This is a genomic window from Nocardiopsis sp. MG754419 (genome assembly GCF_018207095.1).
Classification (GTDB): Bacteria; Actinomycetota; Actinomycetes; order Streptosporangiales; family Streptosporangiaceae; genus Nocardiopsis.
The window spans coordinates 1-24,078 of sequence record NZ_QOCZ01000014.1; the positions used below are offsets into that span (position 1 = coordinate 1).

20 protein-coding genes are annotated in these 24,078 nt (G+C 71.1%); 10 read left to right on the forward strand and 10 right to left on the reverse strand.

Annotation, left to right across the window (positions count from 1 at the left end; all coding sequences use genetic code 11):
• Nucleotides 1–584: 584 nt before the first annotated feature.
• The 5 genes from DSY14_RS04390 to DSY14_RS04410 form a co-directional block, all read right to left on the reverse strand.
• Entirely contained in the window at nt 585–1,487 is a 903-nt protein-coding gene (locus tag DSY14_RS04390) for an ATPase (protein ID WP_249187320.1), read from the reverse strand.
• Nucleotides 1,488–1,501: 14 nt separating this feature from the next.
• Nucleotides 1,502–2,827, reverse strand: coding sequence for a type VII secretion integral membrane protein EccD (eccD, locus tag DSY14_RS04395; protein ID WP_211715143.1), 1,326 nt, complete (start codon nt 2,825–2,827; stop codon nt 1,502–1,504).
• Nucleotides 2,828–2,891: 64 nt separating this feature from the next.
• A complete protein-coding gene (locus DSY14_RS04400) occupies nt 2,892–3,872 on the reverse strand; it encodes a TNT domain-containing protein (protein WP_211715144.1) in 981 nt (326 codons plus the stop codon).
• Nucleotides 3,873–3,911: 39 nt separating this feature from the next.
• Nucleotides 3,912–4,211, reverse strand: coding sequence for a hypothetical protein (locus tag DSY14_RS04405; RefSeq protein ID WP_211715145.1), 300 nt, complete (start codon nt 4,209–4,211; stop codon nt 3,912–3,914).
• A 28-nt stretch (nt 4,212–4,239) separates the two neighbouring features.
• A complete protein-coding gene (locus DSY14_RS04410; protein ID WP_211715146.1) occupies nt 4,240–4,533 on the reverse strand; it encodes a hypothetical protein in 294 nt (97 codons plus the stop codon).
• Between the two features lie 421 nt (nt 4,534–4,954).
• Here DSY14_RS04410 and eccCa point away from each other — a divergent pair, with 421 nt between their 5' ends.
• Complete coding sequence (gene eccCa, locus DSY14_RS04415) at nt 4,955–8,947, forward strand: type VII secretion protein EccCa (protein WP_211715147.1); 3,993 nt, start codon at nt 4,955–4,957, stop codon at nt 8,945–8,947.
• A gap of 1,188 nt (nt 8,948–10,135) precedes the next feature.
• On the opposite strand, the gene DSY14_RS04420 is transcribed toward eccCa, so the two are convergent.
• Genes DSY14_RS04420 through cutA form a run of 3 tightly spaced genes read right to left on the reverse strand, consistent with a single transcriptional unit; the run spans nt 10,136 to nt 11,733 of the window.
• Nucleotides 10,136–10,792, reverse strand: coding sequence for a GNAT family N-acetyltransferase (locus tag DSY14_RS04420; protein ID WP_211715148.1), 657 nt, complete (start codon nt 10,790–10,792; stop codon nt 10,136–10,138).
• Between the two features lie 21 nt (nt 10,793–10,813).
• Entirely contained in the window at nt 10,814–11,395 is a 582-nt protein-coding gene (locus DSY14_RS04425; RefSeq protein ID WP_211715149.1) for a hypothetical protein, read from the reverse strand.
• Complete coding sequence (cutA, locus tag DSY14_RS04430; protein ID WP_211715150.1) at nt 11,392–11,733, reverse strand: divalent-cation tolerance protein CutA; 342 nt, start codon at nt 11,731–11,733, stop codon at nt 11,392–11,394. The genes DSY14_RS04425 and cutA overlap by 4 nt, the downstream gene beginning before the upstream one ends.
• A 67-nt stretch (nt 11,734–11,800) precedes the next feature.
• Between cutA and pyrE the strand changes: the two genes are divergently transcribed.
• Nucleotides 11,801–12,334 carry an orotate phosphoribosyltransferase gene (gene pyrE, locus DSY14_RS04435; protein WP_211715151.1) on the forward strand — a complete coding sequence of 178 codons (534 nt, stop codon included), beginning with the start codon at nt 11,801–11,803 and terminating at the stop codon, nt 12,332–12,334.
• Nucleotides 12,335–12,481: 147 nt separating this feature from the next.
• Here pyrE and DSY14_RS04440 read toward each other — a convergent pair whose 3' ends face one another.
• The gene (locus DSY14_RS04440; RefSeq protein WP_211715152.1) at nt 12,482–12,865 is read right to left on the reverse strand and encodes a RodZ domain-containing protein; all 384 of its coding nucleotides are present in this window, start codon (nt 12,863–12,865) and stop codon (nt 12,482–12,484) included.
• 415 nt (nt 12,866–13,280) lie between these two features.
• On the opposite strand from DSY14_RS04440, the gene fbaA reads away from it, so the two are divergent.
• The 7 genes from fbaA to DSY14_RS04475 all read left to right on the forward strand — a co-directional run bounded on the left by fbaA (nt 13,281) and on the right by DSY14_RS04475 (nt 22,089).
• The gene (fbaA, locus tag DSY14_RS04445; protein ID WP_211715153.1) at nt 13,281–14,303 is read left to right on the forward strand and encodes a class II fructose-bisphosphate aldolase; all 1,023 of its coding nucleotides are present in this window, start codon (nt 13,281–13,283) and stop codon (nt 14,301–14,303) included.
• A 145-nt stretch (nt 14,304–14,448) separates the two neighbouring features.
• Nucleotides 14,449–14,865: a DUF3151 domain-containing protein gene (locus DSY14_RS04450; protein ID WP_211715154.1), complete on the forward strand. Its 417-nt coding sequence runs from the start codon at nt 14,449–14,451 to the stop codon at nt 14,863–14,865.
• Between the two features lie 230 nt (nt 14,866–15,095).
• Nucleotides 15,096–16,379 carry an adenylosuccinate synthase gene (locus tag DSY14_RS04455; RefSeq protein WP_211715155.1) on the forward strand — a complete coding sequence of 428 codons (1,284 nt, stop codon included), beginning with the start codon at nt 15,096–15,098 and terminating at the stop codon, nt 16,377–16,379.
• Nucleotides 16,380–16,426: 47 nt separating this feature from the next.
• Nucleotides 16,427–17,677, forward strand: a complete 1,251-nt coding sequence (gene purD, locus DSY14_RS04460; RefSeq protein ID WP_211715156.1) for a phosphoribosylamine--glycine ligase — start codon at nt 16,427–16,429, stop codon at nt 17,675–17,677.
• Nucleotides 17,678–17,998: 321 nt separating this feature from the next.
• Nucleotides 17,999–18,922, forward strand: a complete 924-nt coding sequence (locus DSY14_RS04465) for a phosphoribosylaminoimidazolesuccinocarboxamide synthase (protein ID WP_211715157.1) — start codon at nt 17,999–18,001, stop codon at nt 18,920–18,922.
• A 355-nt stretch (nt 18,923–19,277) separates the two neighbouring features.
• Entirely contained in the window at nt 19,278–20,570 is a 1,293-nt protein-coding gene (gene murA, locus DSY14_RS04470) for a UDP-N-acetylglucosamine 1-carboxyvinyltransferase (protein ID WP_211715189.1), read from the forward strand.
• A gap of 253 nt (nt 20,571–20,823) precedes the next feature.
• A complete protein-coding gene (locus tag DSY14_RS04475) occupies nt 20,824–22,089 on the forward strand; it encodes a transcriptional regulator (protein ID WP_211715158.1) in 1,266 nt (421 codons plus the stop codon).
• Nucleotides 22,090–22,182: 93 nt separating this feature from the next.
• Here the strand turns inward: DSY14_RS04475 and hisC are convergent, their stop codons facing one another.
• Nucleotides 22,183–23,265, reverse strand: a complete 1,083-nt coding sequence (gene hisC / locus DSY14_RS04480) for a histidinol-phosphate transaminase (protein WP_211715159.1) — start codon at nt 23,263–23,265, stop codon at nt 22,183–22,185.
• 108 nt (nt 23,266–23,373) lie between these two features.
• Between hisC and DSY14_RS04485 the strand changes: the two genes are divergently transcribed.
• Entirely contained in the window at nt 23,374–24,069 is a 696-nt protein-coding gene (locus tag DSY14_RS04485; RefSeq protein ID WP_211715160.1) for a hypothetical protein, read from the forward strand.
• Nucleotides 24,070–24,078: the final 9 nt, after the last annotated feature.

Below are 24,078 nucleotides of genomic sequence, written 5' to 3' on the forward strand. Positions count from 1 at the left end.
GGGAGCGTTCGGCGTGGGCCGGGGACCCGCCGGCATCTGCGGGCCGGGCACGGGTCCGGGGTAGGAGGAGGCCGCGGCACCCTGTGACGGCTGAGGGCCGGACGGCCGGGCACCGGGCGGCCGACCGACGTTGGGCCCGCTGGGCCCGTGACCCGGGGGGTGCGGTCCGGACGGGGCGGACTGTGGCCCCGACGGAGCTTGCTGCGGACCGGAGGGGAGCGCACCGGACTGCGGCCCCGACGGGGGTCGCTGGGGACCGGGCGGAACCCCACCGGCCCGCGGGCCCGAGGGGGCCGGCTGCGGACCCGACGGGACACCACCGCCCCGCGCCCACGGCGACGCACCGCCACCGGCGGGCGGCGCGGCCGGTGGCCGGGGGCCGGACGGGCCCTGCGCGGGAGGAGGCGTGTTCGTGGCCTGTCGAGGATCGGGACGTTCCGTGGCGGGCCGCCCGTTCGGGGCGGGGAATCGCGGGTCGGCGCTCATCCCGGGCCGCAGCCACCGCGGATCCGGATCCTGGGGCCGTTCCTCCCGAGACTCCGCCCGTTCCCCGGGCTCCTCGGGGTCTTCCGCGTCACGCCGGCTCACGTACGCTCACCTCTTCCTCCTGTCCCCGCGTACCGGGGGCCGGCCGCCTCCACGGCCCTGGTCATGGCCTCCGCCGCGATGTGCAGGGCCGTCCGGTGGGTGGCGGCCGCGACGCGGCGCATCTGGAGGGCCCGCCCCTGGGCGAGGTGCCGGTCGTACCGCAGGCGAACGACCTCCGCCCCGCTCTCGGCGATGATGCGGGTGACCCGCGCGGCGTCGAACCCCGGGTCCTCGTGGCGGTCCTCGTCGAACACCACGATCACGCTGCTCTCCACCTCGGGTCGGCGACCTTCGCGAATGAGACGGTCGAGTCCGCGCCCCACGAGACGGGCCGCGTCCCGGGTCGCCCGCACCACGCGGACACGCGCGTGCGCGGTGTCCGCGACGGCGTCCACGAACGCTCCCCCGGCTCCGACGGCCACGAGTGTCACGCCGAAGAACCGGAAGAGGGGCAGCAGCCCGGCGGCGTAGGCGTCCTCGTTCCGCTGCGCCGCCTGCACCGTCCACAGGCCGGGGGACGCCTCGCCGAGGCTCTGCGCGGCCTGCTCGAACCCTCCGATCTCCACGCCCTCCCCCAGGGCGTACGCGGCGTGGGCGTCCAGCCGCGTGCCGAGGAGCGGGCGTCGGTCCGTCGCGTCCACCGCGAGGACCCGGTCGCGGCGGTGGTGGGCCAGGACCCGCGCGATCAGCGCGGTCACGACCGCGGTGTCCGCTCCGGTTCCGAAGTCGTCGACGAGGATCCGACGGCCGGTGGCCGTGGAACGCTGGAGTCGCCGGCGCACCTCGAGGGTGTCGGCGACCTCCATCGTCGGCAGGAAGGGGGTCACGATCGTGCGGCCCAGCCTGCGCGGCCAGGGATCTCCGTGCACCGCCTTGGTGGGGCCCGTGGCGCCCGTCATCGTCATTCCCCCTCTCAGAAGGTCGCGAGCAGTCGCTCGAAGGTCCCGAACGCGCCGACCGCCAACGGCACCATCACGATCACCGCGATGACCTCGAAGCGGGCGGTGACACCACGCAGACGGGCACGGACGTGCTCGGGCTGCTCGGTCGCCAGCACCACCACCGGGATGACCGTCACGGCGAGGATCACCCCCAGGGCCGGCCACACCGCCCAGGTCTCCTCGCCCGCCCACGCGAGGAGCAGGGCGATGAGCACCACGAGACTCGCGGCGAGGAGCGACACCTTCTGCGCGATGAGCGGGAACTGTCGGGAACGGCTCGCCACCACGATCGCGAGCACCACGGACAGTCCGGCCGTCCACGGGGTGAGGTTCGTGACGAGCCCGAGGCCGGCGACGGCCGCCGCCACCGCGACGGCCACGGTGGCGATGACGAGGCTGCGGTGGGCCCGGGCCACGGCGGTGAGGACGTCGACCCTGGTGACGGGCTCGCCGGAGCCACGACGGTCGTCCAGGACCGCCAGCCCCGAGATCATGAGGGCCACGCGCAACAGCAGACTCAGCCCGATCACGCAGATCACGGTCAGGATCACCGCGACGAGGTCCGTGGTCAGGTCCAGAGCGCGGGACAGGGACCACACCGCGGCCAGGGCCAGACCGACACCGCCGCCGGCCAGGCCGCCCCGGCCCAGGCCGGAGGTGAGACCGAGCAGCAGGAGGAGCCCCGAGACCAGGGCGGCGGCACCGCCCCACAGAGCCCAGTGCGGCCAGTCGAAGTGGGCGCCGGCCGACCACAGCGTGTAGACGCCGACCACGGCGCCGCCGATCGCGAGCGCGGTTCCCAGGGGCTCACGCCAGGTCGGACCGATCGCCGCGCCGATCGCCACCAGCGCGACCGCGACCGCGGCGAGCACCGCGAGGCCCGTGCCCCCCGGCAGGTGTCCGTGGACGAGCCAGGCCGCGCCCAGGAAAAGGACGGCCAGGGCGATCGTCGCACTCCAGCGGGCCGCCGCCGGGTTCCAGCGCCCACTGTGGTCGTCCAGTGCCTGGGAGACCGCCTCCGGCACCTCGTGCACCACGGGCGCGGGCACGGGGGCCTCGTCCCGGATGAGCCACAGGACGGACCCGTCCTCGATCCGGCCCTCCTCCAAGGTGCTCTCACCCACGAGGACCACCCCGGACGCCGTCACCAGGTGACGCAGCCTGGCCGGGTTCTGGGGCTCGTCTCCGAGCAGCTCCAGAACCTCCGGCATCAGGACGCCGACGGGTTCGTTCGCCGGGAGTACCGCGTCGACCCGGCGCTCCTCACCGACGATCGTCACACGGCTCCAAGCGGTCATGAACTGCCCAATCCTCTGCGTGGGCGGCGCACTGCGCCGCGGACTTCGTTACGCCTCACGTACGTCACTCGGGAACCCCGTCCACCGCCACACGCTCGACGTATCCCTGGCCGATCAGCCAGCGCAGGGTGGGGGTCGGCGGCACCTCGGTGAACCCCGCCGTGTCGAGGGTGAAGCGGATGCCGCCTCCGGGTGCGCCGTCCTCCGCCGGGGCGGTGGTGGCGGTCACCCGGAACGGGTGGACGACCCGGTAACGGTGGTAGGAGTCCTGTTGCTCCGCGTCCGTCCGAACATAGTCGGGCAGACCGCGCTCAGCGTAGGGGGTGCCGTCGGGGAAGAGATGGCGACCGCTCTCGGGGCCGAAGGCGTCCAGCGTGTCCCCCGGCGCGAGCGTGTGCAGGTAGGACTCGGCGTTGCGCTCCTCCAGGCCGTCCCGGACCTCCTCGATGAGACTCCGGGCGTTCTCCGCGGCGGCGGCCTCGTCGGCGACGCCGAGCACCACCGGATCCCCCTCGGTGGTGGCCAACTCCTGGAAGAGCCAGCGCGCGGCCTCGTCCTCGTCGGGGAACTGGTAGCCGGGGCGTCCCTGATCGAACTCCATGACGGCCACGGACAGCGAGCCGAACTCGTCGTCCTGGGTGATGAGGTAGTAGCTGCCCACCGTGCCCGGTTCGGGCCGTTCCTCGCCGGGGAGGACGTAGAGGTCCTCGGGCACGCGGGCCCGATCCAGGTGTTCCTTGAGCATGGCCAGATCGACCTGGGCGCCCACCCACTCACCGGGGATCGCCGGGATGGCGTTCTCCACGGGGCCGGACTCGGCCTGTTCCCGCTCCAGCCGCTGGTTGCCCAGGGTGTTGCTGACGAAGGACCAGCCCACCGTGCCGGCGCAGGCCACCGCGGCCAGGCAGGCGCTGATCACGATCTTGCCCATGCCCTCGTCCAGGCGGCGTTTGGTCCGTTGCCCGCCGAACAGCACCGCCTCGCGCAGGCGCTGCCGACGGACCGCGACCGATTCGAGCAACTGGTTGTCGTAGTCGCGGCCCATCGGTACTCCTCTTCGACTGCTCCGCTGTACCGGGGAGGGTCAGATGCCCTCGGCCGCGGTGCGCGCCCGCGTCAGGGCGGTGTCGGCGATCTCGTCGTTCTCCTGCATCACGGAGCGGATGATGGCGATGATCTCCTTGGCCTCGTGTGCGGCCAGGGCCCAACGCTGGTCCTTCTCCAGGTAGGTGACGTCGGCGCCCTCGATCACGGTCTCCGACATCACGGCGTTGACGTCGATCTCGTGGTCGTCGATGAGTTTCTCCAGCGCCCCGGTGATCTCGGAGATCGTCCCCTGGACGTCGGACGAGGCGTTCTTGCTGTATTTGGTGTAGTCGCTCACTTACACGCTCCTCCCCACAGGATCTCGGTCAGGCCCGGAACTTGCCGGAGTCGAAGTTGGCGGCGCTCATCTGGGAGCGGGTGGAATCCGACATCTCCTGGTCGCCCTGCATCACGGCGTTCATCATCTCGACCTGGCCCTCGTGCAGGTTGCCCAGGTCGGTGCCGACGAGGAGGGAGACCTTCTGCGCCCTCTGGTGCAGGTCGTTGAGCGAGTTGCGGCCGCTTCCCTCGAATTTGTCCTTCAGGGGCTCCACGGCGGCGACCAGTTTGTTGACCAGCGTGCTGAGCTCATCGCCCGACTGCTGGGTGTTACTGGTCATCGAGGCAAAGGACGCCTGATGAAAATCGAGTTCCTTGTCCGCCATTCTCCACCTTCCTTTTCGCGAGAATCGGCGCCGAACGACCCCGACTTCCAGTGGGAGATGCGCCGAACCGACCTTCGGTGCACTACTTCATCACAGCGGTACGACGGAATGGTCCGCGACCGACGGCCACACGGGGACGTTCAGACCACCTCCGACCTGCCCGAACGCACATCGCACCCCACCCTTGGCCCGCGACGGAATACCCCAGGGGACGCGATTATGTGACGAGTATCACCACATGACACATAGTGCGCCCGCACACCCGATCCCGTCCCACCGACGTAAACGCACCGAAGTCCCCGCGAACCGCTCTTCGGTAGTGTTCTGTCGCCCCTGACCGATCTCATGACTTCTCCCAGAGTCGAGAGGAACGCCGATGGCCCTCCGTGTCGTACACCGGCCGACACGCACCACCCACCCGGTCTCCGCCCAAAAGCTCCGGGAGGTCGAGGCGCCTCCGACCCTCCCCGACGGGAAGTCCCAGGCCAACCCGATCATGACCATCCTGCCGATGGTGGGCATGATGGCCTCGCTGACGATCATGATGGTCATGCGCAACCCGGCCTTCATGGCCGTGGGCGCCGTGATCCTGTGCGTGGCCCTGCTCGGCGCGCTCGTCATGGTGTTCTCCCGGCGGGGCCAGGTCGGACGCCAACGGCGGAACCAGCGTGAGCTGTACCTCCAGTACCTGGAGGAACTCCGCGAGCGGCTGAGCGAGTGGGAGCACGAGAGCCGGACCCACGCGCGGCTGCTGGACCCTCCCCCGGAGGCGCTCTACGACATCCTCCGCGACCCCAAGCGGCTCTGGGAGCGCCGCCGTCGTCACCACGACTTCCTGAAGGTCCGGATCGGTACCGGTGTGGCCCCCGGCCGCCCTCTCGACCTGGCCGAACAGGGTACGGCCCTGGCCCCGACCGACCCGTTCATGCAGTCCGAGGCCGAGGCCGTCATCCGGCGCTTCACGACCATCCCGGACATGCCCTTCACACTGCCGTTGGACATGACCGGCAACATCAGCGTCGTCGGTGAGCGCGAGGACGCCATGCGGCTGATCCGGGCCCTGACCGCCCAGTTCGCCGTGTTCCACGCCCCGGAGGACGCCGGGATGGCCGTGGCCTACCCGCAGGAGCGGGCCGATGACTGGTCCTGGCTCCCGTGGCTCCCCCAGGTCCTGGACCCCGAACGGCGCGAACAGGGCGTGGCCACCCGGCTCATCGCCCCCTCCCCGAGGGACCTCGGGGTCCTGCTCGCCGACGAGCTGCGCTCACGGAGCGACTTCGCCTCCGAGGTCAAGCGCGGCATGGGACGTCGTGAGGCGTACCAGATGCTGCGACGGCTCCTCGTCATCCACGACACCCACGGCTCCGTGGCCACCGAACTCGTCCGGCCCGACCACACCGTCGACCCCGCGTCCCTCGGTGTCACCGTGCTGCACATGGTCTCCCGGCAGATCGACGAGCCCGGTGACGTGAGCGTGCGCATCACCGTCACCCCCGACCAGGTGCGGGTCGAGGACCTGCGCCCGGCCGACCCGGTGGTGACCTCGGGAACGCTGGACGACGTCTCCCCCGCCACCCTCACGGGGTTGGCGCGCATGCTCGCCCCGCTCCGACTGTCGCCCGAGTCCGTCGAGGAGACCGCCCAGCAGGGCGGCCGCGTCGACTTCACCGCGATGCTGGGGGTGCGCGACCCCGGTGACATGGACGTCCAGCGTCTGTGGGCGCCGCGCAGTGAGCGCGCGTTCCTGCGGGTGCCGATCGGTGTGGACGAGATGGGGCAGCCGCTCGTGCTGGACCTCAAGGAGTCCGCACAGCTGGGCATGGGACCGCACGGGTTGTGCGTGGGCGCCACCGGTTCGGGCAAGAGCGAGATGCTGCGCACGCTGGTGCTGGCCCTGGCCGCGTCCCACCCTCCCGAGCGCGTCAGCATGGTGCTGGTCGACTACAAGGGCGGCGCCACCTTCGCCCCGTTCGAGGACCTGCCGCACGTCGCCGGGATGATCACCAACCTGGAGGACGACGCCGCCCTCATCGAACGCGTCCACGCCAGCCTCTCCGGCGAGGTGCAGCGCCGCCAGCAGATGCTGCGCGACGCGGGCAACGTCCCCAACATCGGGGACTACACGCACAAACGCGAGAAGGACCCCTCGCTCGACCCCATGCCGCACCTGCTGGTGATCATCGACGAGTTCGGCGAACTCCTCACGGCACGCCCGGACTTCATCGAACTCTTCCTATCCATCGGTCGGATCGGTCGCAGCATCGGCGTGCACCTGCTGCTGTCCAGCCAGCGCATCGAGGGCGGCAAGCTCCGAGGGCTCGACACCTACCTGTCGTACCGGTTGGGTCTGCGGACCTTCTCCGAGGAGGAGAGCCGCACGGTCCTCAACACCCCGGACGCCTTCCACCTGCCCGCCCTGCCCGGCTTCGGCTACCTCAAGGTCGACACCACCGTCTACCAGCGTTTCAAGGCCGGCTACGTCTCCGGCGCCTACCGGGGTCCGATCGTCGAGGAGGAGCCCGAGGACGAGGACCGGACCCCCTCACCCCGGCTGTACACCGCCTACAACCCGGCACCGGAGGAGGACGAGGGGTCCGGCGCGCCGGACGAGGAGACCACGATGCCCGTCCGCACGACCGGGCCGACCCTGCTGGACGTGATGGTGGGGCGGCTCGGCCGGCATGGCACCCCCACCCGGGAGATCTGGCTGCCGCCGCTGCCGGGCGCCGTCACCCTGGACGCGATCAGCGGGACCCCCGAGGAGACCGAGGACGGTCTGCGGCTCCCGGGTGGACGGCGACCCCTCCAGGTGCCGCTCGGTCTCCTGGACGACCCCACCAAGCAGTGGCAGGACGAGTGGCGGCTCGACCTGACCGCCTCGGGCGGGCACGTCGCGGTCATCGGCGGCCCCCAGAGCGGCAAGACCACCCTGCTGCGCACCCTCGTGCTGTCCCTGGCCCTCACCCACACCCCCGAACAGGTGTCCGTGTACTGCCTGGACCTGCTCGGGGGCGGTCTGCCCTCGCTCTCCCGCCTCCCCCACGTGGGCGGCGTGGCGGTGCGCACCGACGCCGAGCGGGTCCGCCGCACCCTGGAGGAGGTGCGGGGGATGCTCGAACACCGTGAGGAGGTGTTCCGCACCCGCGGCATCGACTCGATGGAGCAGCTCCGCGCCATGCACGCGCGCGGCGAGGTGCCCGAGTTGGCCACCGCCGACATCGTGCTGTGCGTGGACGGCTTCGGCACCCTGCGCAGGGACTTCGAGGACGTCGAGGACATCGTCAACGAGCTGCTGCAGCGCGGCGGCGGGTACGGCGTCCACATCGTGGCGGCGATGCTCCGGTGGAACGACGTGCGGATGGCCGCGCAGTCGAACTTCGGCCAGAAGGTGGAGCTTCGGCTGAACAACCCGAACGACTCGGCCCTCTCCCGCAAACTCGCCGAGACCATCGGTGAGGGCGACACCGGCCGGGCGCTGACCCCGATGAAGCTCTTCGCCCAGATCGCCCTGCCCCGGTTCGACGGCGTCCCCTCCACCGAGAAGCTGGGCGACGTGGTGGAGCACGCCGCGCGCGCGATCGACCGTGCCTGGGTGGGCGCCCGCGCCCCCGAGGTCCGGGTGCTGCCGCACCGGCTGTCGGTACGGGCCCTGCCCGACCGGGAGGCCGAGCCCACCACCCTGCCCATCGGACTGGACGAGCGCGCCATGGAGCCGGTGCGGCTGGACCTGTTCGAGCGCGACCAGAACCTTCTGGTCATCGGCGACAGCGAGTGCGGGAAGACCAACCTGCTGCGGATGATCGCCGAGGGGCTCGTGGAGCGGTACACGCCCAAGGAGGTCGTGTTCGCGATCATGGACCCCCGCCGCAACCTGCGCGACGTGGTCCCCCAGGAGTACGTCGGCGGGTACGCGACCAACCCCCGCGTGTGCGGTGGCCTGGCCACCGGTGTGGCCCAGGAGATGGAGAACCGGATCCCGCAGGACGGGGAGGGCGATCAGGGCGCACCGGGTGCCTTCGAGGGACCGCGCGTCGTCGTGCTCGCGGACGACTACGACGTGCTGACCACCGCTGGCCAGAAGCCGCTGAGTCCGTTCGTTCCGTACGTGTCGAACGGCCGCGACATCGGTCTGCACTTCGTGGTGGCCCGCCGCGCCGCGGGCGCGAGTCGTGGCATGTACGACTCGCTGCTCCAGGCCCTGCGGGAGGTGGGCACCAGCACGCTGCTGATGTCCGGCGACCGCGGTGAGGGGCAGATCCTTCCGCGCGTCTACGCCTCGCCCCTGCCCGCGGGGCGGGGCCGGTGGATGCCGCGCGGTGGCGCCACCCGACTCATCCAGACCGCTCTGCGCGACGAGGACGGAGCGTAGTTTCCGGAGCGCCGAGCCGTCGGGGCCGGCGCGACGTGAACGGCCCTCGTTCGGCGCCCGGTCGGCGGACGGGGGCCGCTCCGGTTTCCGTGTGCGGTGGCCGTACGGCCACCGCAGCTCCGGTGGGCGGTGGCGGGGTACGTGCCACCGCCGCGGACGGGCTCAGTCGCGGGGCTGGTGCGGAGGGTACGGCGGAGGCGAGGGGTACCGCCGGGGGTCGGCGGCGTACGAAGGCGCGGGAATGGAGAACGGCATGGCCGGAGACGGGCCCGTCGGGGCCTCGCCCGGGTGGACGGCGGGCGGCGTTCCCGGGTCTCCCCCGGGCGCGGGGTCCCAGGGCGAGGGACCGGTGGTGGGTGTGGGGGCCTGGGGCGCGTGCGGGGTCTCGTTCCACTCCGCGGGTCGCCCCGGGTCCGGGTCGGCCGGGATGGGCAGTCCGTCGAGGAAGGCCTCGGTGTAGGCGTCGGCCGCGATGAGGCGCGGCCGGGAACCGGGGGCCGGTGCGGGCCGGGGGAAGGGACCCGAGTGGCCTCCCGGCGCCATCGCGGCCCACGGACCGGTACCCGCGGCGGGCCGGGGGAACGGACCCGAGGGAGCTTCCGGTGGCATCGCGTGGCGCATCATCGCCGGGTCCACGGGTCGGGGCCCCGTGGGCCGGGACCACGGCCCCCCGGGAGGCCGGGCCTCGGGCCCGGGACGCACCTGAGGTGGGGTCCGGGTCCACGGTGGCGTCTGCGGCCCGGTCGGGGGTCGTGCGACCTCGTGCGCGGACCCCGGCTCCGGGGAGGGCCGCTCCCACAGCCGGGGCGAGGGGTCCGCCGCCCGGGGTCCCTCCTGCGGCCACAGCGGTTCGGACGGATCTCCCGGCGCCACCGTCGGCGGTGGACCGTCGACGGCCGGTCCGGTCGGCGGAGCGTTCTCCCAGGGGGCGCGGCTCGGACCGGTGGGCTGCCGGGGACCCGGGCGTCGGACGGCATAGGGGGCCACGGGGAACCCGTCGGGCTCCCCCCGTCCGCTCGGACCCGACCCGTGGTCCTCGTGCCCGTTCATCCGCCGCCTCACCCTCGGCCCGCCACTGCACGCGGGCACCTTCCCAGGAAAGCACGCGGCACACGCCCTGCGGTATCCGGCCGCCGGAAAACCACCCGTATCTCCGTATCCTCCGGCGACCGGGGCCCGCACACCCGGCTATGCGGGCAGGTCGCCCAGGCCGAAGTACGGGAGCGCGGGTTCCAGTCCCTCGATCCGGACCGGGACCGTCCGGTGCCTCTCCCAGTCCGCCCGGCCCAACCGGTACCGCACCTCACGGACGCGTTCACCGCGCACCTGGACGTAGCCGATCCCGTCCGGCCGGTAGCCCAACCTCTCGGAGACCCCCTTGGAGGCCGCGGTGGTCTCGAACGCCTCCGTCGTCGCCTCCAGCGCGCCCAGACCCTCGAAGGCCAGGTGGAGGACGGCCGCGCGCATCTCCGTCCCGATCCCCCGGCCCTGGACGCTCCGGGTCAGCCACGATCCCGTGCCCACCTCACGGCGGACGGCGAAGTCCCGGCCCCGCATGTCCTGGACGCCGACCACCCGCCCCTCGAACTCCACAACCGCGTTGAACAGCCACGATTCGGGGGTCCAGGCGCCCATGGTCCGCCAGTTGTGCCGGATCACGCCCGAGGCGAGGCGTCGTGGGGGCTGGTCGGTCCAGGGCTCCAGGAACGGCATGGCGGTCGGGTCGTGGACCCCAGCGACGGCCGCCTCCGCGAGCCCGGCGAGGTCGGATTCGGACGGCATCCGCAACGTGAGGCGGGGCGTGGTCAGGCGTACCCCCAGCGGGGGAAAGTGGTCGACGAGCATGCCCGGCATTCTCCGCCCCGGTCAGCGCACGAGTTCGGTGACGAGGTCGGCCAGCGCCGCGGCGGCCGTGTCCGGTGCGGCCGTCACGTCCCGGACCTGCCATCCCCGCATCCCGGCCAGATGCGCCGGGTGCGCGAAGGCGGGATCGGTCACCAGGTACCCGCAGGGCGCGTCCGGCCAGTCCGGGACGGTGGGAAGGTGCTCGGTGCGGTAGCCGGCCGGCTCCTCCGGGCGAGGCGGCAGCTCCGACAGTCCCTGTGTGCGGGCGATCTCGGCACGCGTGGGGCTGCCGGGGCGGGGCAACGGCGCGTCCACCAGCACGTATCCCAGCACCGGGCGGTGGGCGGCGCGCTGGGCGGCGCCCACCGAGCCGAGCAGCGGTCCGGCGTCGCCCTGGGCCACCAGCACCGTGGACGCGTCGCCGGCCACCAGGCGGTTGACCTCCAGGCTCGCCAGGGCCACGTAGCGGGCACCGTGCGGCGGGGTCTGGTCACCGGCCACCTCCGGGCGCACGGAGACGTGTCCACGGTGTGTGAGGGCGCTCTCGGCACCGGGCAGGGAGAAGGGGGCGCCGAGCGTGGGGGGGAGCAGGACCGCGATCACGCGACGCCGCTCCCCCGGGTCTCGTCCCGGACCCAGGCCAGGTACGAGGGGTTGCCGCCCGTCACCGGCACCGCGACGATCTCCGGCACGTCGTAGGGATGGGCCGCCACCAGATGGGCCACCAGGTCCTCCAGCCGGTCCGCGGCGGTCTTGATCACGACCGTCCACTCCTCGTCGGAGTGCACGGCGCCCTCCCAGCGGTAGAAGCTGCGGATGGGCCCGCTCACCTGCGCGCACGCCGCGAGGTGGTGCTCGACGACCGATCCGGCGAGCCGTTCGGCGCCCTCGCGGTCATCGATGGTGGTCTCCACCCGGACGACGTCGGTGCGCTCTGCCATGGTCATCCCCTCTAGGGCGGGATGCCTGGTCCGCGCGTCCCCACCCGGTGTTCTAGGCTCACTGATCATGAGCGAACGTGATGAACTCCTGCGTCAGATCAACGATAAGGCGGTCGTGCGCGGGAAGGTGACCCTGTCCTCCGGCAAGGAGGCCGACTACTACGTCGACCTGCGCCGGATCACGCTGGACGGGGAGGCCGCGCCGCTGGTCGGTTCGGTCCTGCTGGACTCCGTCGCGGACCTGGAGTTCGACGCGGTGGGCGGTCTGACCCTCGGCGCGGACCCGGTGGCCGCCGCGATGCTGCACGCCGCCCACGCGCGGGGCCGCACGCTGGACGCCTTCGTGGTGCGCAAGGCGGGCAAGGCCCACGGGCTCCAGCGTCGGATCGAGGGCCCGGACGTCCGGGGTCGCCGGGTGCTGGCGCTGGAGGACACCTCCACGACCGGCGGTTCGGTGCTGACCGCGGTGGAGGCCCTGCGTGAGGCCGGTGCCGAGGTGGTGGCGGTCGCCCTGATCGTCGACCGCGGGGCGCGTGCCCGGCTGGAGGAGGAGGGCCTGGAGTACCGGCCCGTCTTCGAGGTGTCCGACCTGGACGTGTGATCACGGTGGCGGGGTCGTCCACGGCCCCGCCCCACGGACCTCGCAGGTCGCGACACCGATCGAGGTGTCCGTGCCGAGGGGCGTGCAACGGAAGGGGAGCCCCCGGCCGGGGACGAGGCGCGGCGGAGGCCCGAAAGCGAGCAGCGACTAGGGGTTCAGCGTGAAGCTGTGGCCGGCGTCACGGTCGGAGATGTCCTGGTGGTCACCGTTGACGTAGACCTCGACGGCGGCCGGGTCGCCGATCGCGACCTCGAGCCCCTGTGCGTTCTCGCGGTAGTGCACGGAGTTGCCCTGGACCAGTTCCTGGTCCAACAGCACGTCGCCACCGGGTACGCGGACGAACACCGTGCTGGACTCGCCGACGACGCGGATGTACAGAGCACCCATCTCGTCGGAGTCCACCGGTGCGGCCACGGCTTCCGACGCGTTGGCGCTGACACCTGCGGCCGTGCTCGGTAGTGATCGGTACAAGAAGTACCCGCCGAGGGCCACCAGGGTGATCAGAAGCATGACGGCCCCGACGATGGCCATCACCTGGCCAACGCCTCGCGGATCGTTCCTATGCCTTCCCACGGCGACGAATGTAGCGCGTATCACGACAAAAAGCGACAGCGGTATCCGTGGGGTCCCTGTTCGCCCACTCGGGGACCTCGATTCGGAATGACGACGGTATTCCTTTCGCCCCCGGAGCGCGCCGCGCCCACCGACCCCCGTAGGCTGCGGGTACGTCGTCACCCCGAAGCAATTTGGTCTAGACCTTTCCAACGGCTCCGGGGATTCGGGATACTTGGACGACACCTGGTGGTCACCCGGACGCACGGCCCGACGCACGGGCCTCCCCCGGCGGCCGGTGCTCCACCGGGGCACCGCACGTGGGGTGCCGTCGGCACGCGTGAACCAGCGCCGACGGCCGCTCGATCCAGGCCGAACCAGGGAGAGTCAAGCCATGCCCATCGCCAGCCCCGAGGTCTACACCGAGATGCTGAGCCGCGCGAAGTCCGAGGGCTTCGCCTACCCGGCGATCAACGTGACCTCCAGCCAGACGCTGCATGCCGCCCTGCGCGGCTTCGCCGAGGCCGAAAGCGACGGCATCGTCCAGATTTCCACCGGTGGCGCGGAGTTCCTCTCCGGCGCCTCGGTCAAGGACATGGTCACCGGCTCGGTCGCCTTCGCCGAGTTCGCGCGCGTCGTCGCCGAGAAGTACTCGGTGAACGTCGCCCTGCACACCGACCACTGCCCCAAGAACAAGCTCGACGACTTCGTCCGCCCGCTCCTGGAGATCTCCAAGCAGCGTGTGGCCCAGGGCCAGGAGCCGCTGTTCCAGTCGCACATGTGGGACGGCTCCGCCGTCGAGCTGGAGGAGAACCTCCAGATCGCCGATGAGCTGCTCGCCTCCTCCAAGGCCGCCCGCACCATCCTGGAGATCGAGGTGGGCGTCGTCGGCGGTGAGGAGGACGGCATCGTCGGCGAGATCAACGAGAAGCTGTACACCACCCCGGAGGACGCCCTGCGTACCGCCGAGGTCCTCGGCCTGGGCGAGAAGGGCTACTACATGACCGCCCTGACCTTCGGTAACGTGCACGGCTCCTACAAGCCCGGCTTCGTGAAGCTGCGCCCCGAGGTCCTGAAGAACGCCCAGGAGGCCATCGCCGCCGAGCACGGCCGGGCCAAGGCCTTCGACTTCGTGTTCCACGGTGGCTCCGGCTCCACCCTGGAGGAGATCCACGAGGCCATCGAGTACGGCGTGGTGAAGATGAACATCGACACCGACACGCAGTACGCCTACACCCGCCCGGTCGTCGACCACGTCCTGAAGAACTACGACGGCGTGCTCAAGATCGACGGCGAGATCGGCAGCAAGAAGGCCTACGACCCGCGCGCCTACGGCAAGGTCGCCGAGGCCGGCATGGCCGCCCGCGTGGTGGAGGCCGCCCAGCACCTCAAGTCCGCCGGCAACAAGATGCGGTAGGACCCCGGCCCGCCCCCGTGGCGGTCCGCACCGATGCCCGGTGGTCGACGGCGGCCACCGGGCATCGTCGTCTCCCGTGCCCCACCGTGGTCGGCGCACCGACCACGACCCCGGGAACACTGCGGCCCGGTGGCAGGATGGGGGCATGAACCTGCACCAGAACCTGCTGAACGAGCCGCCCGAGACGCGTCTGGCCGACGACCCCGAGGCGCGCGACGCGCTGGCCGCCGCCGACGACCCCACCCCGGTCGCCGGACGTTTCCCGTCCTACTCCGCCGCCTGGGCCCGCCTGGCCGAGCTGGCCCTGGCCGACGGTCGACCCGTCGCCGCCTACGCGTACGCCCGCACCGGCTACCACCGTGGGCTGGACCAGCTGCGCCGCTCGGGGTGGAAGGGCCACGGTCCGATCCCGTGGGACCACGAGCCCAACCGCGGTTTCCTGCGCGCGCTGCACGCCCTGAGCCTGGCCTCCGGCGAGATCGGCGACGAGGAGGAGGCGGAGCGCTGCGCGTCCTTCCTGCGCGAGTCCAGCGCCGAGGCCGCCCAGGCCCTCAACGGCTGAGGCGACCACGGGGAGAAGGGTCCACGACCCTTCTCCCCCCGCCTCCCCCGGACCGCCGGGAGCCGGGCCACGCGTGTGACACAGACGCCCCGAAGGCGCACCCGACCGGGATCCGCTGGTCGTGTACGCTCAATACGCAACGGCCCCTGTCGCTGCTTTGCGCCAGGGGTTGATCCATGTCCGGGGTGGGGAAAGCCCTGTTCAGGTGTCGAGCGAAGAGGTAGAGACCAATGCCGGCGATCACGCTCGTGGGTGCCCAGTGGGGCGACGAGGGCAAGGGCAAGGCCACCGACCTGGTGGGCGAACAGGTGGACTACGTGGTCCGCTACCAGGGCGGTAACAACGCCGGGCACACGGTGGTCATCGGCGACCAGAAATACGCCCTGCACCTGCTGCCCTCCGGCATCCTCTCCCCCAACGTCGTACCGGTCATCGCCAACGGCGTCGTCATCGACCCGGGGGTGCTGTTCGAGGAGCTGCGCGGGCTGGTGGAGCGGGGCGTGGACATCTCCCGCCTGCTCATCTCGGCCAACGCGCACCTGATCATGCCCTACCACCGGGCCCTCGACAGGGTCAGCGAGCGCTTCCTCGGCAAGGGCAAGATCGGCACCACGGGCCGCGGCATCGGCCCGGCCTACGCCGACAAGGTCTCCCGCCAGGGTGTGCGCGTCCAGGACATGTTCGACGCCAAGATCCTGCGCAAGAAGATCGAGCTGGCCCTCAACGACAAGAACCAGCTGCTCACCAAGGTGTACAACCGGCGCGCCCTCGAGGCCGAGCCCATCATCGAGGAGTACCTGGGCTACGCCGAGCAGCTGCGCCCCTACGTCGCCGACACCTCCCTGATCCTCAACAAGGCGCTGGACGAGGGCAAGACCGTCTACCTGGAGGGCTCGCAGGGCACCCTCCTGGACATCGACCACGGCACGTACCCGTTCGTCACGTCCTCCTCCCCGACCGCCGGCGGCGCCGCGGCCGGCGCCGGCATCGGCCCCAACCGCATCTCCAAGGTCGTCGGCATCCTCAAGGCCTACACGACCCGCGTCGGGTCCGGCCCCTTCCCCACCGAGCTCCTCGACGAGCAGGGCGAGTGGCTGCGCACCCAGGGCGGCGAGTACGGCGTGACCACCGGGCGCAACCGTCGGTGCGGCTGGTTCGACGGCCCGATCGCCCGCTACGCCACCCGCGTCAACGGCGTCACGGACTTCTTCCTCACCAAGCTCGACGTCCTCACCGGCCTGGAGCGGATCCCCGTGTGCGTGGCCTACGACGTCGACGGCGTCCGGCACGACGAGATCCCGATGACGCAGACCGACTTCCACCACGCCACCCCGATCTACGAGTACTTCGACGGATGGTCCGAGGACATCACGGGCGTCCGCGAATTCGACGAACTCCCCAAGAACGCGCAGGCGTACGTGCGTACTCTGGAGGAGATGGCCGGGGCTCCGATCTCCGCCATCGGCGTCGGTCCGGGACGCGACGAGACCCTCGCGTTGCGCTCGCTGGTCTGACCGGCCACCACCGTCCTTCCTCCAGACAGAAGAAGAGGCCCCCTTCAGTGAAAGCCCTCGTTCTCGGCGGCGGAGGCCGCGAGCACGCACTCGTCCGTGCCCTGTCCCTTGACCCGGGTGTCACCGGCATCCACTGTGCCCCCGGCAACCCGGGCATCTCGGACCTGGCCGAGAACCACGTGATCAACGTGACCGACGGGTTGGCCGTGACCGAGCTGGCCGCGCGCATCCGCGCCGAGCTGGTGGTCATCGGCCCGGAGGCCCCGCTCGTGGCGGGTGTGGCCGACGCGCTGCGCGACCGCGGCATCCCGGTGTTCGGCCCCGACCAGGCGGCCGCCCGACTGGAGGGGTCCAAGGCCTTCGCCAAGGAGGTCATGGAGGCGGCGGGGGTGCCCACGGCCAAGGCACGGGTGTGCCGCACCGCCGGCCAGGTCTCCGAGGCCCTCGACGAGTTCGGCGCCCCCTACGTGGTGAAGGACGACGGTCTGGCCGCGGGCAAGGGCGTCGTGGTGACGGAGGACCGGGCGCTGGCCGAGCAGCACGCCCGCGAGTGCGGTCGCGTGGTCATCGAGGAGTACCTGGACGGCCCCGAGGTGTCGCTGTTCGTGCTCACCGACGGCGCGCACGCCCTGCCGCTGCTGCCCGCCCAGGACTTCAAGCGCGCCTACGACGGCGACCAGGGACCCAACACCGGTGGCATGGGCGCCTACGCGCCGCTGCCGTGGGCCCCCGCCGGTCTGGTGGACGAGGTCATGGAGTCGGTGGTGCGACCGACCGTGTCCGAGATGAACCGGCGCGGTCTGCGCTACCAGGGTCTGCTCTACGTGGGTCTGGCCCTGACCTCCCGCGGTCCGCGCGTGGTGGAGTTCAACGCCCGCTTCGGCGACCCGGAGACCCAGGTCGTGCTGGACCGGCTGGCCACGCCGATCGGCGCGGTCCTCCAGGCCACCGACACCGGTGGGCTGGGCGCGATCGGTTCCCTGCAGTGGAAGGCGGGTGCGGCGGTCACCGTCGTGGTCGCGGCCGAGAACTACCCGGGCGACCCCGCCAAGGGCGACCTCATCGGGGGTCTGGACGCCGCGAACGGCCTGGAGGGCGCCTACGTGCTGCACGCGGGCACCGCCTGGGACGGGGTGCGCGACATCAAGTCCAACGGTGGGCGGGTGCTCAACGTGGTGGGCACCGGCACCGACCTGCGGCAGGCACGGGAACGCGCCTACGAGGCGGTCGGCCGGCTGGAACTGCGGGGGTCCTTCCACCGCAGCGACATCGCCGAGCGCGCGGCCGCCGAGATCTGACCGCGCGGAACATCGCGATCGCACGGGTGAGGGGCCTCGGCGCTGCCGGGGCCCCTCCGCCCGTCCGGGGGTCTTCCCCCTCCGGGCCCGTTCCCCCTGTGCTCCTCTGCGCTCTTCGCGGCCCTGGGACGGGCCGCGAGGACGGTCGATTGAGGCCGGGCCCGGCCTTCCCGGCGGGGCGACCGTCGGGACGGAGCGGCGCGAACGCGATACTGGAGGGGCCCTCGTCGCACGGGCGCCGGCCGGATCCGGCCGGGCACAGAGGACACGCGTACCCCGACCGCCCCGCGGTCACCACGGCAGAACCCGGAGAGAAGCGTCATGAGTGGCTTCGTCACCGTTCCCGAACCCGTCGAGGTTCCGGGGCTCACCCACCTGCACACCGGCAAGGTGCGCGACCTGTACGCGACCGCCTCCGGTGACCTGGTCATGGTGGCCAGCGACCGGGTCTCGGCCTTCGACTGGGTGCTGCCCACGGAGATCCCCGGGAAGGGCCGGCTGCTCACCCAACTCTCCCTGTGGTGGTTCGACAGGCTCGGCGACCTGGTGCCGAACCACGTCGTCTCCGACACCCCGCCCGAGGGGGCGCCGGCCGACTGGGTCGGACGCACGCTCGTGTGCGAGCGGCTGGACATGGTGCCGGTGGAGTGCGTGGCCCGCGGCTATCTGGCCGGGTCCGGCCTGGCCGAGTACCGCGTGGACGGCACGGTGTGCGGGGTGCCGCTTCCGGAGGGGCTCACCGACGGCTCCGAGCTGCCCGAGGCGATCTTCACGCCGGCCACCAAGGCCGAGGTCGGCGACCACGACGAGAACGTGTCGTTCGAGGTCGTGGCGGCCACGCACGGCGACAAAGTCGCCGCGGAGCTGCGCGACCTCACCCTGAGGGTCTACGAGCGCGGTCGGGACGTCGCACGCGAGCGCGGGGTCCTCCTCGCCGACACGAAGTTCGAGTTCGGCCGGACCTCCTCCGGGACTCTCGTCCTGGGCGACGAGGTGTTCACCCCGGACTCCTCGCGGTACTGGCCGGCCGACGCCTGGCGGCCGGGGCGGTCCCAGCCCTCCTTCGACAAGCAGGTGCTGCGCGACTGGTTGACCTCGCCCGCCTCCGGATGGGATCGGGCCGCCGACGTCCCTCCACCGGCACTTCCGGACGACGTGGTGGAACGCACTCTGTCCCGTTACAAGGAGATCTACGAGCGCCTGACCGGCACGAAACCGCTTCTGGGACCCGAGGCACGGGGGTGATTCGGCCCACGCGTTCGCCGATCCGGGCGGGGAAGCGCGTATGGTGTTACGAGTCGTGTGCAACGCCGGAGTAACGGTGGTCCATACACACGACCTCTGGTCTCTCCCCCAGGCGTAACGCCACTTTGGTCGTTTGGCGAGACTCTATCCGCGAGCAGCGGGTATACCACGTTTTGGGCCGGTGGCAGCCGGTCCTTGCTATAGAGTCTTCGCGAACCCGACGGTTCACTGGCCGCGCAGGTCACGCGCAAGATGGTCGCAACGTTCCAGGGGAAACCCGCGTCTAAGACCCACATAGGCGTACCCGACGAGGGTGACCTTTTTTCACATCTGCCTCACGAAGGAGCACATGAGCATGGGCCAGGAGGTTCGTTACCGCGTCCGCGGCGGACGCCCCCTCAGTGGAACGGCGTTCATCCAAGGCGCGAAGAACGCCGTCCTGCCGATGATCGGGGCCGCCCTGTTGGCGTCCAAGGGACGTACCGTCCTTCGGAACGTCCCCGTCATCGAGGATGTGTACCGCGCGCTTGAGCTCGCCGAACACGTGGGCGCCAAGGTCGCGTTCCACGAGGCCGAGCGCACCGTCGTGATCGACGCGTCCGGTCTGAACGACCCGGAGCTCGCCGTCCTTCCCGCCGACATCGCGGCCCGCTTCCGCGGCTCCGTGCTCTTCGTCCCGGCACTGATGCACCGCACCGGTCGTGCGCGCATCGAGGGTGTCGGCGGCTGCAACCTCGGCAGCCGCAACCTCGACTTCCACTACCGCGGCTTCGCCCGCCTGGGCGCCGAGGTCACCGAGGACCTCGAGCGCAACCACATCAACGTGGAGGCGAGCAAGCTCCGCGGCGGCCGGCTGTACCTGGACACCCCGTCCCACACCGGTACCGAGAACCTCCTCATGGCGGCCGTGCTGGCACCCGGCACCACCGTCATCGAGCACGCGGCCCTGGAGCCCGAGGTCATCGACGTCATCGACTTCCTCACCGCCATGGGCGCGAAGATCAGCGGTGGCGGCACCGGTCTGATCACCGTCGAGGGCGTCAAGGAACTCACCGCCGTCGAGCACACCATCATGTCCGACCGCATCGACGCCGGTGTGTTCGCGATGACCGTCGCCGCCACCGGTGGCGAGGTCAGCCTGGTGGGCGCCAACCTGGACCACCTGGGTGTGGCCCGTTGGAAGCTCGAGCAGATGGGCGTGGGCTTCTCCCAGGAGGGCGCCGTCCTGCACGTCCAGCGGGACCCGTCCGTGCCGCTGCGGCCGATCAACGCCGTGACGTCGCCGTTCCCCGGCTTCGCCACGGACCTGCAGTCGCCGCTCATGGCCCTGGCCACCCTGGCCGAGGGTGAGAGCTACATCCACGAGGCCATCTACGACGGTCGCTTCGCGCTGGCCGACGAGCTCAACAAGATGGGCGCCAAGATCGAGGTCGAGGGCACCCGCGCCATCGTGCACGGTTCCACGAACCTGCACGGCGCCGAGGTCATCGCCCACGACCTGAGGACCGGGGCCGCTCTGGTCCTCGCCGGACTGGTCGCCGAAGGTGAGACAATCGTTGCGCCCGGTTATCTGGTGGACCGCGGTCACGCTCAGTTCGCGCAGCGGCTCGCCGCGCTGGGCGGGGACGTAGAGCGCGTCTTCGTCTAGTAAGAGTCGTTCGCGCAGTTCAAGCCAGGGTGGGGGGCTTCCCTCCACCCGGGCTTTCGGCGTTGATATGGAAAACGATCTTCTTTGGCCCCGCACAATGGGTACGATCTCGGCAATCATGCCGTGACAGAGATCGGGTCGGGAAACCAGTGGGCGCACATAGTGAAGAGCGTGGAATGGTAGCGGGGAGCAACCCGAGGTGAGTGCCCAGCGTACTGGCGATTTGACGATCGGCGTCATAGGACCCCATGAGGTGGTCGAACGGGTCATGCTCATGGGTCCTGGGTCAACAGGACCTCTCAACGCCAGACTCATCGCCGCCGCGTATCGAGATGAGCAAGAGGCGACGGACAAGGTCGTCAGGCTGGGATCGGCGATCGATGCCTATCTGTTCGCCAGCCCGGTGCCCTACGAGTTCGCGCGGAAGGCGGGCGTGCTGACCATGCCCGCCACCTTCGTGCCGCTCGGCGGCGCGAGCCTGCACGAGGCCCTGCTCCGAGCGACCCTCGACGATCGGTACGACCCGACCAGAGCGAGTCTGGACGTCCTCAGCCGGGCCGACGTGGTGGAGGCCTACTCCGAGGTCGACCTGCCCGTGGACGCGATCCACGTGCACGAGGAGCTGACCAACACCGCCCAGCTCACGTCCTTCCACGAGGGCCTGTGGCGGCGCAAGGCGACCCGGATGGCGATCACCTGTGTGCGCGGTGTCGCCGAACGCCTGGAGGCCATCGGGGTACCGGTGATCCGCCTGCGCCCCACCAACGCCGGTGTGCGCAGCGCGCTACAGACCGCCGGGCTGTTGGGCGCCCACCACCGCCTGGAGGAGGCCCAGCTGGGCGTCGTCGTGGTCGACGTGCCCACGCTGCGCGACTCCTCCCGCCGTTCCACCCCCCGCTACTGGCGCGAGGAACTGCGCCTGTCCCTCCACCGGTTGCTGCTCCAGGAGGCGCACCGGATCAACGCCACGGCGCACCGCCTGGACGACCACTCGTTCATGATCACCGCGACCCGCGGATCGCTGGTCACCGCGACCGAGGGCTTCCGGCAGCCGCCGTTCGTGGAGCGGATCAAGGCGGAGCTGGGTATCGCGATCGAGGTGGGCATCGGCATGGGTCGCACCACCCAGGACGCCGAGTCGCACGCCCGGGCCGCCCTCAACCGCGCCCAGGCCTCCCGGCAGAGCTTCGCGGTCGACCGTGAGGGTCGTTCCCTGGTCCCCGCTCAGCGCGCGCCCGCGCGACAGTCCTCGGAGCCGTTGCGCACCAAGGGCCGCGAGACCCTCGTGCGCCTGTCGGAGAAGATCGCCGAGGAGGACGGCCCGCTGGTCGTCGACGCGGAGAACGCCGGACGCATGCTCGGGGTCACCTCCCGCACCGCGCGCCGGCTGCTGCGCACCCTGGTCGAGGAGGGTCTGGCCTGGCCCCTGCCGCCCAACCGCACGCTCCAGCCCGGCCGTCCGCGTCAGCTGTACCGGCTGATCGTGGAGAAGCTGGACAAGGACGCGGCCGGCAAGTAACCCCCGCACGCTCGCACGTACCCCACGGGGGCGGGTTCCCCGAGGGGAGCCCGCCCCCGTTCCCGTTGACGGGGTGCGTGTGCCCGGCTCCGCTCAGCGCCGCGCGGGGTGATCGGTGGCGACCGTCAGGAACACGTCGTTCTCCTCGGGTGTCCCGATGCTGACGCGGGCGCCCTCGCCGTCGAAGGGACGGACCGAGACGCCGACCTCGGCGCAGGCCGCGGCGAAGTCCAGGGTGTCCTCACCCAGCCGCAGCCACACGAAGTTGGCCTCGGTGGGGGGCACGGTCCACCCGGCGGCCGTCAGCGTCTCACGGACGCGCTCACGTTCCTTGACGGTGGCCGCCACGCGCTCCATGAGCTCCTCCTCGGCGTCCAGGGAGGCGATGCCCGCGGCCTGGGCCAGGTGGTTGACGGCGAAGGGCACGAGCGTCTTGCGCACGGACGAGGTCACGTGCGGGTGGCCGACGAGGAAGCCCAGGCGGACGGCGGCCAGACCGTAGGCCTTGGAGAAGGTGCGCAGGACGGCGACGTTCGGACGGTTCGCGTACAGGGCGACGCCGTCGGGCACCTCGGGGTCGCGCACGTACTCGCGGTAGGCCTCGTCGAGGATGACGAGGACGTGGTCGGGGACGCGGTCGAGGAAGTCGACGAGCTCCCGCTCCCGCACCGCCGTCCCGGTCGGGTTGTTGGGGTTGCACACCAGGACCATGCGGGTGGCGTCGGTGATCGCGTCGAGCAGCGCCGGGAGGTCGTGGGTCTCGTCCTTGAGGGGGACGCGGACCGACGTGACGCCGGACAGCTCGGCGAGCAGAGGATAGGCCTCGAACGAACGCCAGGCGTAGACGACCTCCGCGCCGGGTTCGCCCACGGCCTCCAGGAGTTGCTGGAGCAGGCCGACGGAACCGGCGCCGAGGGCGACGTGGTCCTCGGGCACGTTCAGGTGCCCGGCCAGGCGGGTGACGAGCGCGGTGGCGCCCGGGTCTGGGTAGCGGTTGAGCTCGGCGGAGGCCTCGGCGATGGCCTCACGCACGGACGGGAGCGGGCCGTAGGGGCTCTCGTTGGAGGACAGCTTGATGGAGCGCCCGTCGGGACCGACGACCTTGCGGCCGGGCTTGTACGCGGGGATGGACTCCAGAACAGCCCGTAGATATGGCGATTTCGACTCCGACACCATGGTCCTTCCTCAATACTTTGTGCTGGCCCCTCGACACTCTCAGCGACGAGAGGTCCGGGCTGATCACCGCTCCAAGCGGAAATATCGCACAAACCAGGAGAAACCACCATGCGTTTGCATCAATCCACCCGCACGGCCGTGGCCGTATCGGTGGTGGTCCTCTTGACCGCCTGCGGCGGCCAAGGGCAGGAACAGGGCGACGACCCCAACGCGGAGTCGGCGGCGGCACTGCACGAGGCCCAACCGATGAGCGTCCACGACGCGACACTGCTCTCTGAGAGCAGCGAGAGCGGAACCTACTCCGAGCTTGTCACAGTGCAGTACTCAGAAGAAGTACGTGCCTCCACCGAACTGGACAAACCCGAGTGCCTGGACGCCGCCAACCGTTGGGGCGACCTGGAGTCCGTACGTCAGGCGCCCGCCTCCGTGGCCGCCTACGAGTGGGAGCGGGGCACGATGTCGCACATCCTCGTCGAACTCGACGAGGACGCCGCCGCCGATGCCCTGGGCACCAGGCCGCCGGAGACCTGCGCGGAGTACACCGCCACCTACGAGGACGGCAGCAGCTCCGACTACGGGGTCACCGACCTGGAACTGCCCTCGATCGGCGACGAGTCCCGGGCCTTCGCCATCCAGGTGACGGACGACGGCGGGGAGAACCACATGCACACCGTGATGTACCGCAACGGCGGGATCCTCGGGACCACCTCGATCATGGGTCCGGGCGACCCCGAGGAGTACGAGCGGATGCTCGTGGACTTCAGCGAGGCCGCCGTGGAACGCCAGCGACAGATGCTCGACTGACCCGCGCCG

Coding starts and splice junctions, on each gene's coding strand:
- DSY14_RS04390 (WP_249187320.1), bottom strand. CDS start 1,487: ATGACGGGCGCCACGGGCCCCACCAAGGCGGTGCACGGAGATCCCTGG.
- eccD (WP_211715143.1), bottom strand. CDS start 2,827: ATGACCGCTTGGAGCCGTGTGACGATCGTCGGTGAGGAGCGCCGGGTC.
- DSY14_RS04400 (WP_211715144.1), bottom strand. CDS start 3,872: ATGGGCCGCGACTACGACAACCAGTTGCTCGAATCGGTCGCGGTCCGT.
- DSY14_RS04410 (WP_211715146.1), bottom strand. CDS start 4,533: ATGACCAGTAACACCCAGCAGTCGGGCGATGAGCTCAGCACGCTGGTC.
- eccCa (WP_211715147.1), top strand. CDS start 4,955: ATGGCCCTCCGTGTCGTACACCGGCCGACACGCACCACCCACCCGGTC.
- DSY14_RS04420 (WP_211715148.1), bottom strand. CDS start 10,792: ATGCTCGTCGACCACTTTCCCCCGCTGGGGGTACGCCTGACCACGCCC.
- cutA (WP_211715150.1), bottom strand. CDS start 11,733: ATGGCAGAGCGCACCGACGTCGTCCGGGTGGAGACCACCATCGATGAC.
- pyrE (WP_211715151.1), top strand. CDS start 11,801: ATGAGCGAACGTGATGAACTCCTGCGTCAGATCAACGATAAGGCGGTC.
- DSY14_RS04440 (WP_211715152.1), bottom strand. CDS start 12,865: ATGGCCATCGTCGGGGCCGTCATGCTTCTGATCACCCTGGTGGCCCTC.
- fbaA (WP_211715153.1), top strand. CDS start 13,281: ATGCCCATCGCCAGCCCCGAGGTCTACACCGAGATGCTGAGCCGCGCG.
- DSY14_RS04450 (WP_211715154.1), top strand. CDS start 14,449: ATGAACCTGCACCAGAACCTGCTGAACGAGCCGCCCGAGACGCGTCTG.
- DSY14_RS04455 (WP_211715155.1), top strand. CDS start 15,096: ATGCCGGCGATCACGCTCGTGGGTGCCCAGTGGGGCGACGAGGGCAAG.
- DSY14_RS04465 (WP_211715157.1), top strand. CDS start 17,999: ATGAGTGGCTTCGTCACCGTTCCCGAACCCGTCGAGGTTCCGGGGCTC.
- murA (WP_211715189.1), top strand. CDS start 19,278: ATGGGCCAGGAGGTTCGTTACCGCGTCCGCGGCGGACGCCCCCTCAGT.
- hisC (WP_211715159.1), bottom strand. CDS start 23,265: ATGGTGTCGGAGTCGAAATCGCCATATCTACGGGCTGTTCTGGAGTCC.
- DSY14_RS04485 (WP_211715160.1), top strand. CDS start 23,374: ATGCGTTTGCATCAATCCACCCGCACGGCCGTGGCCGTATCGGTGGTG.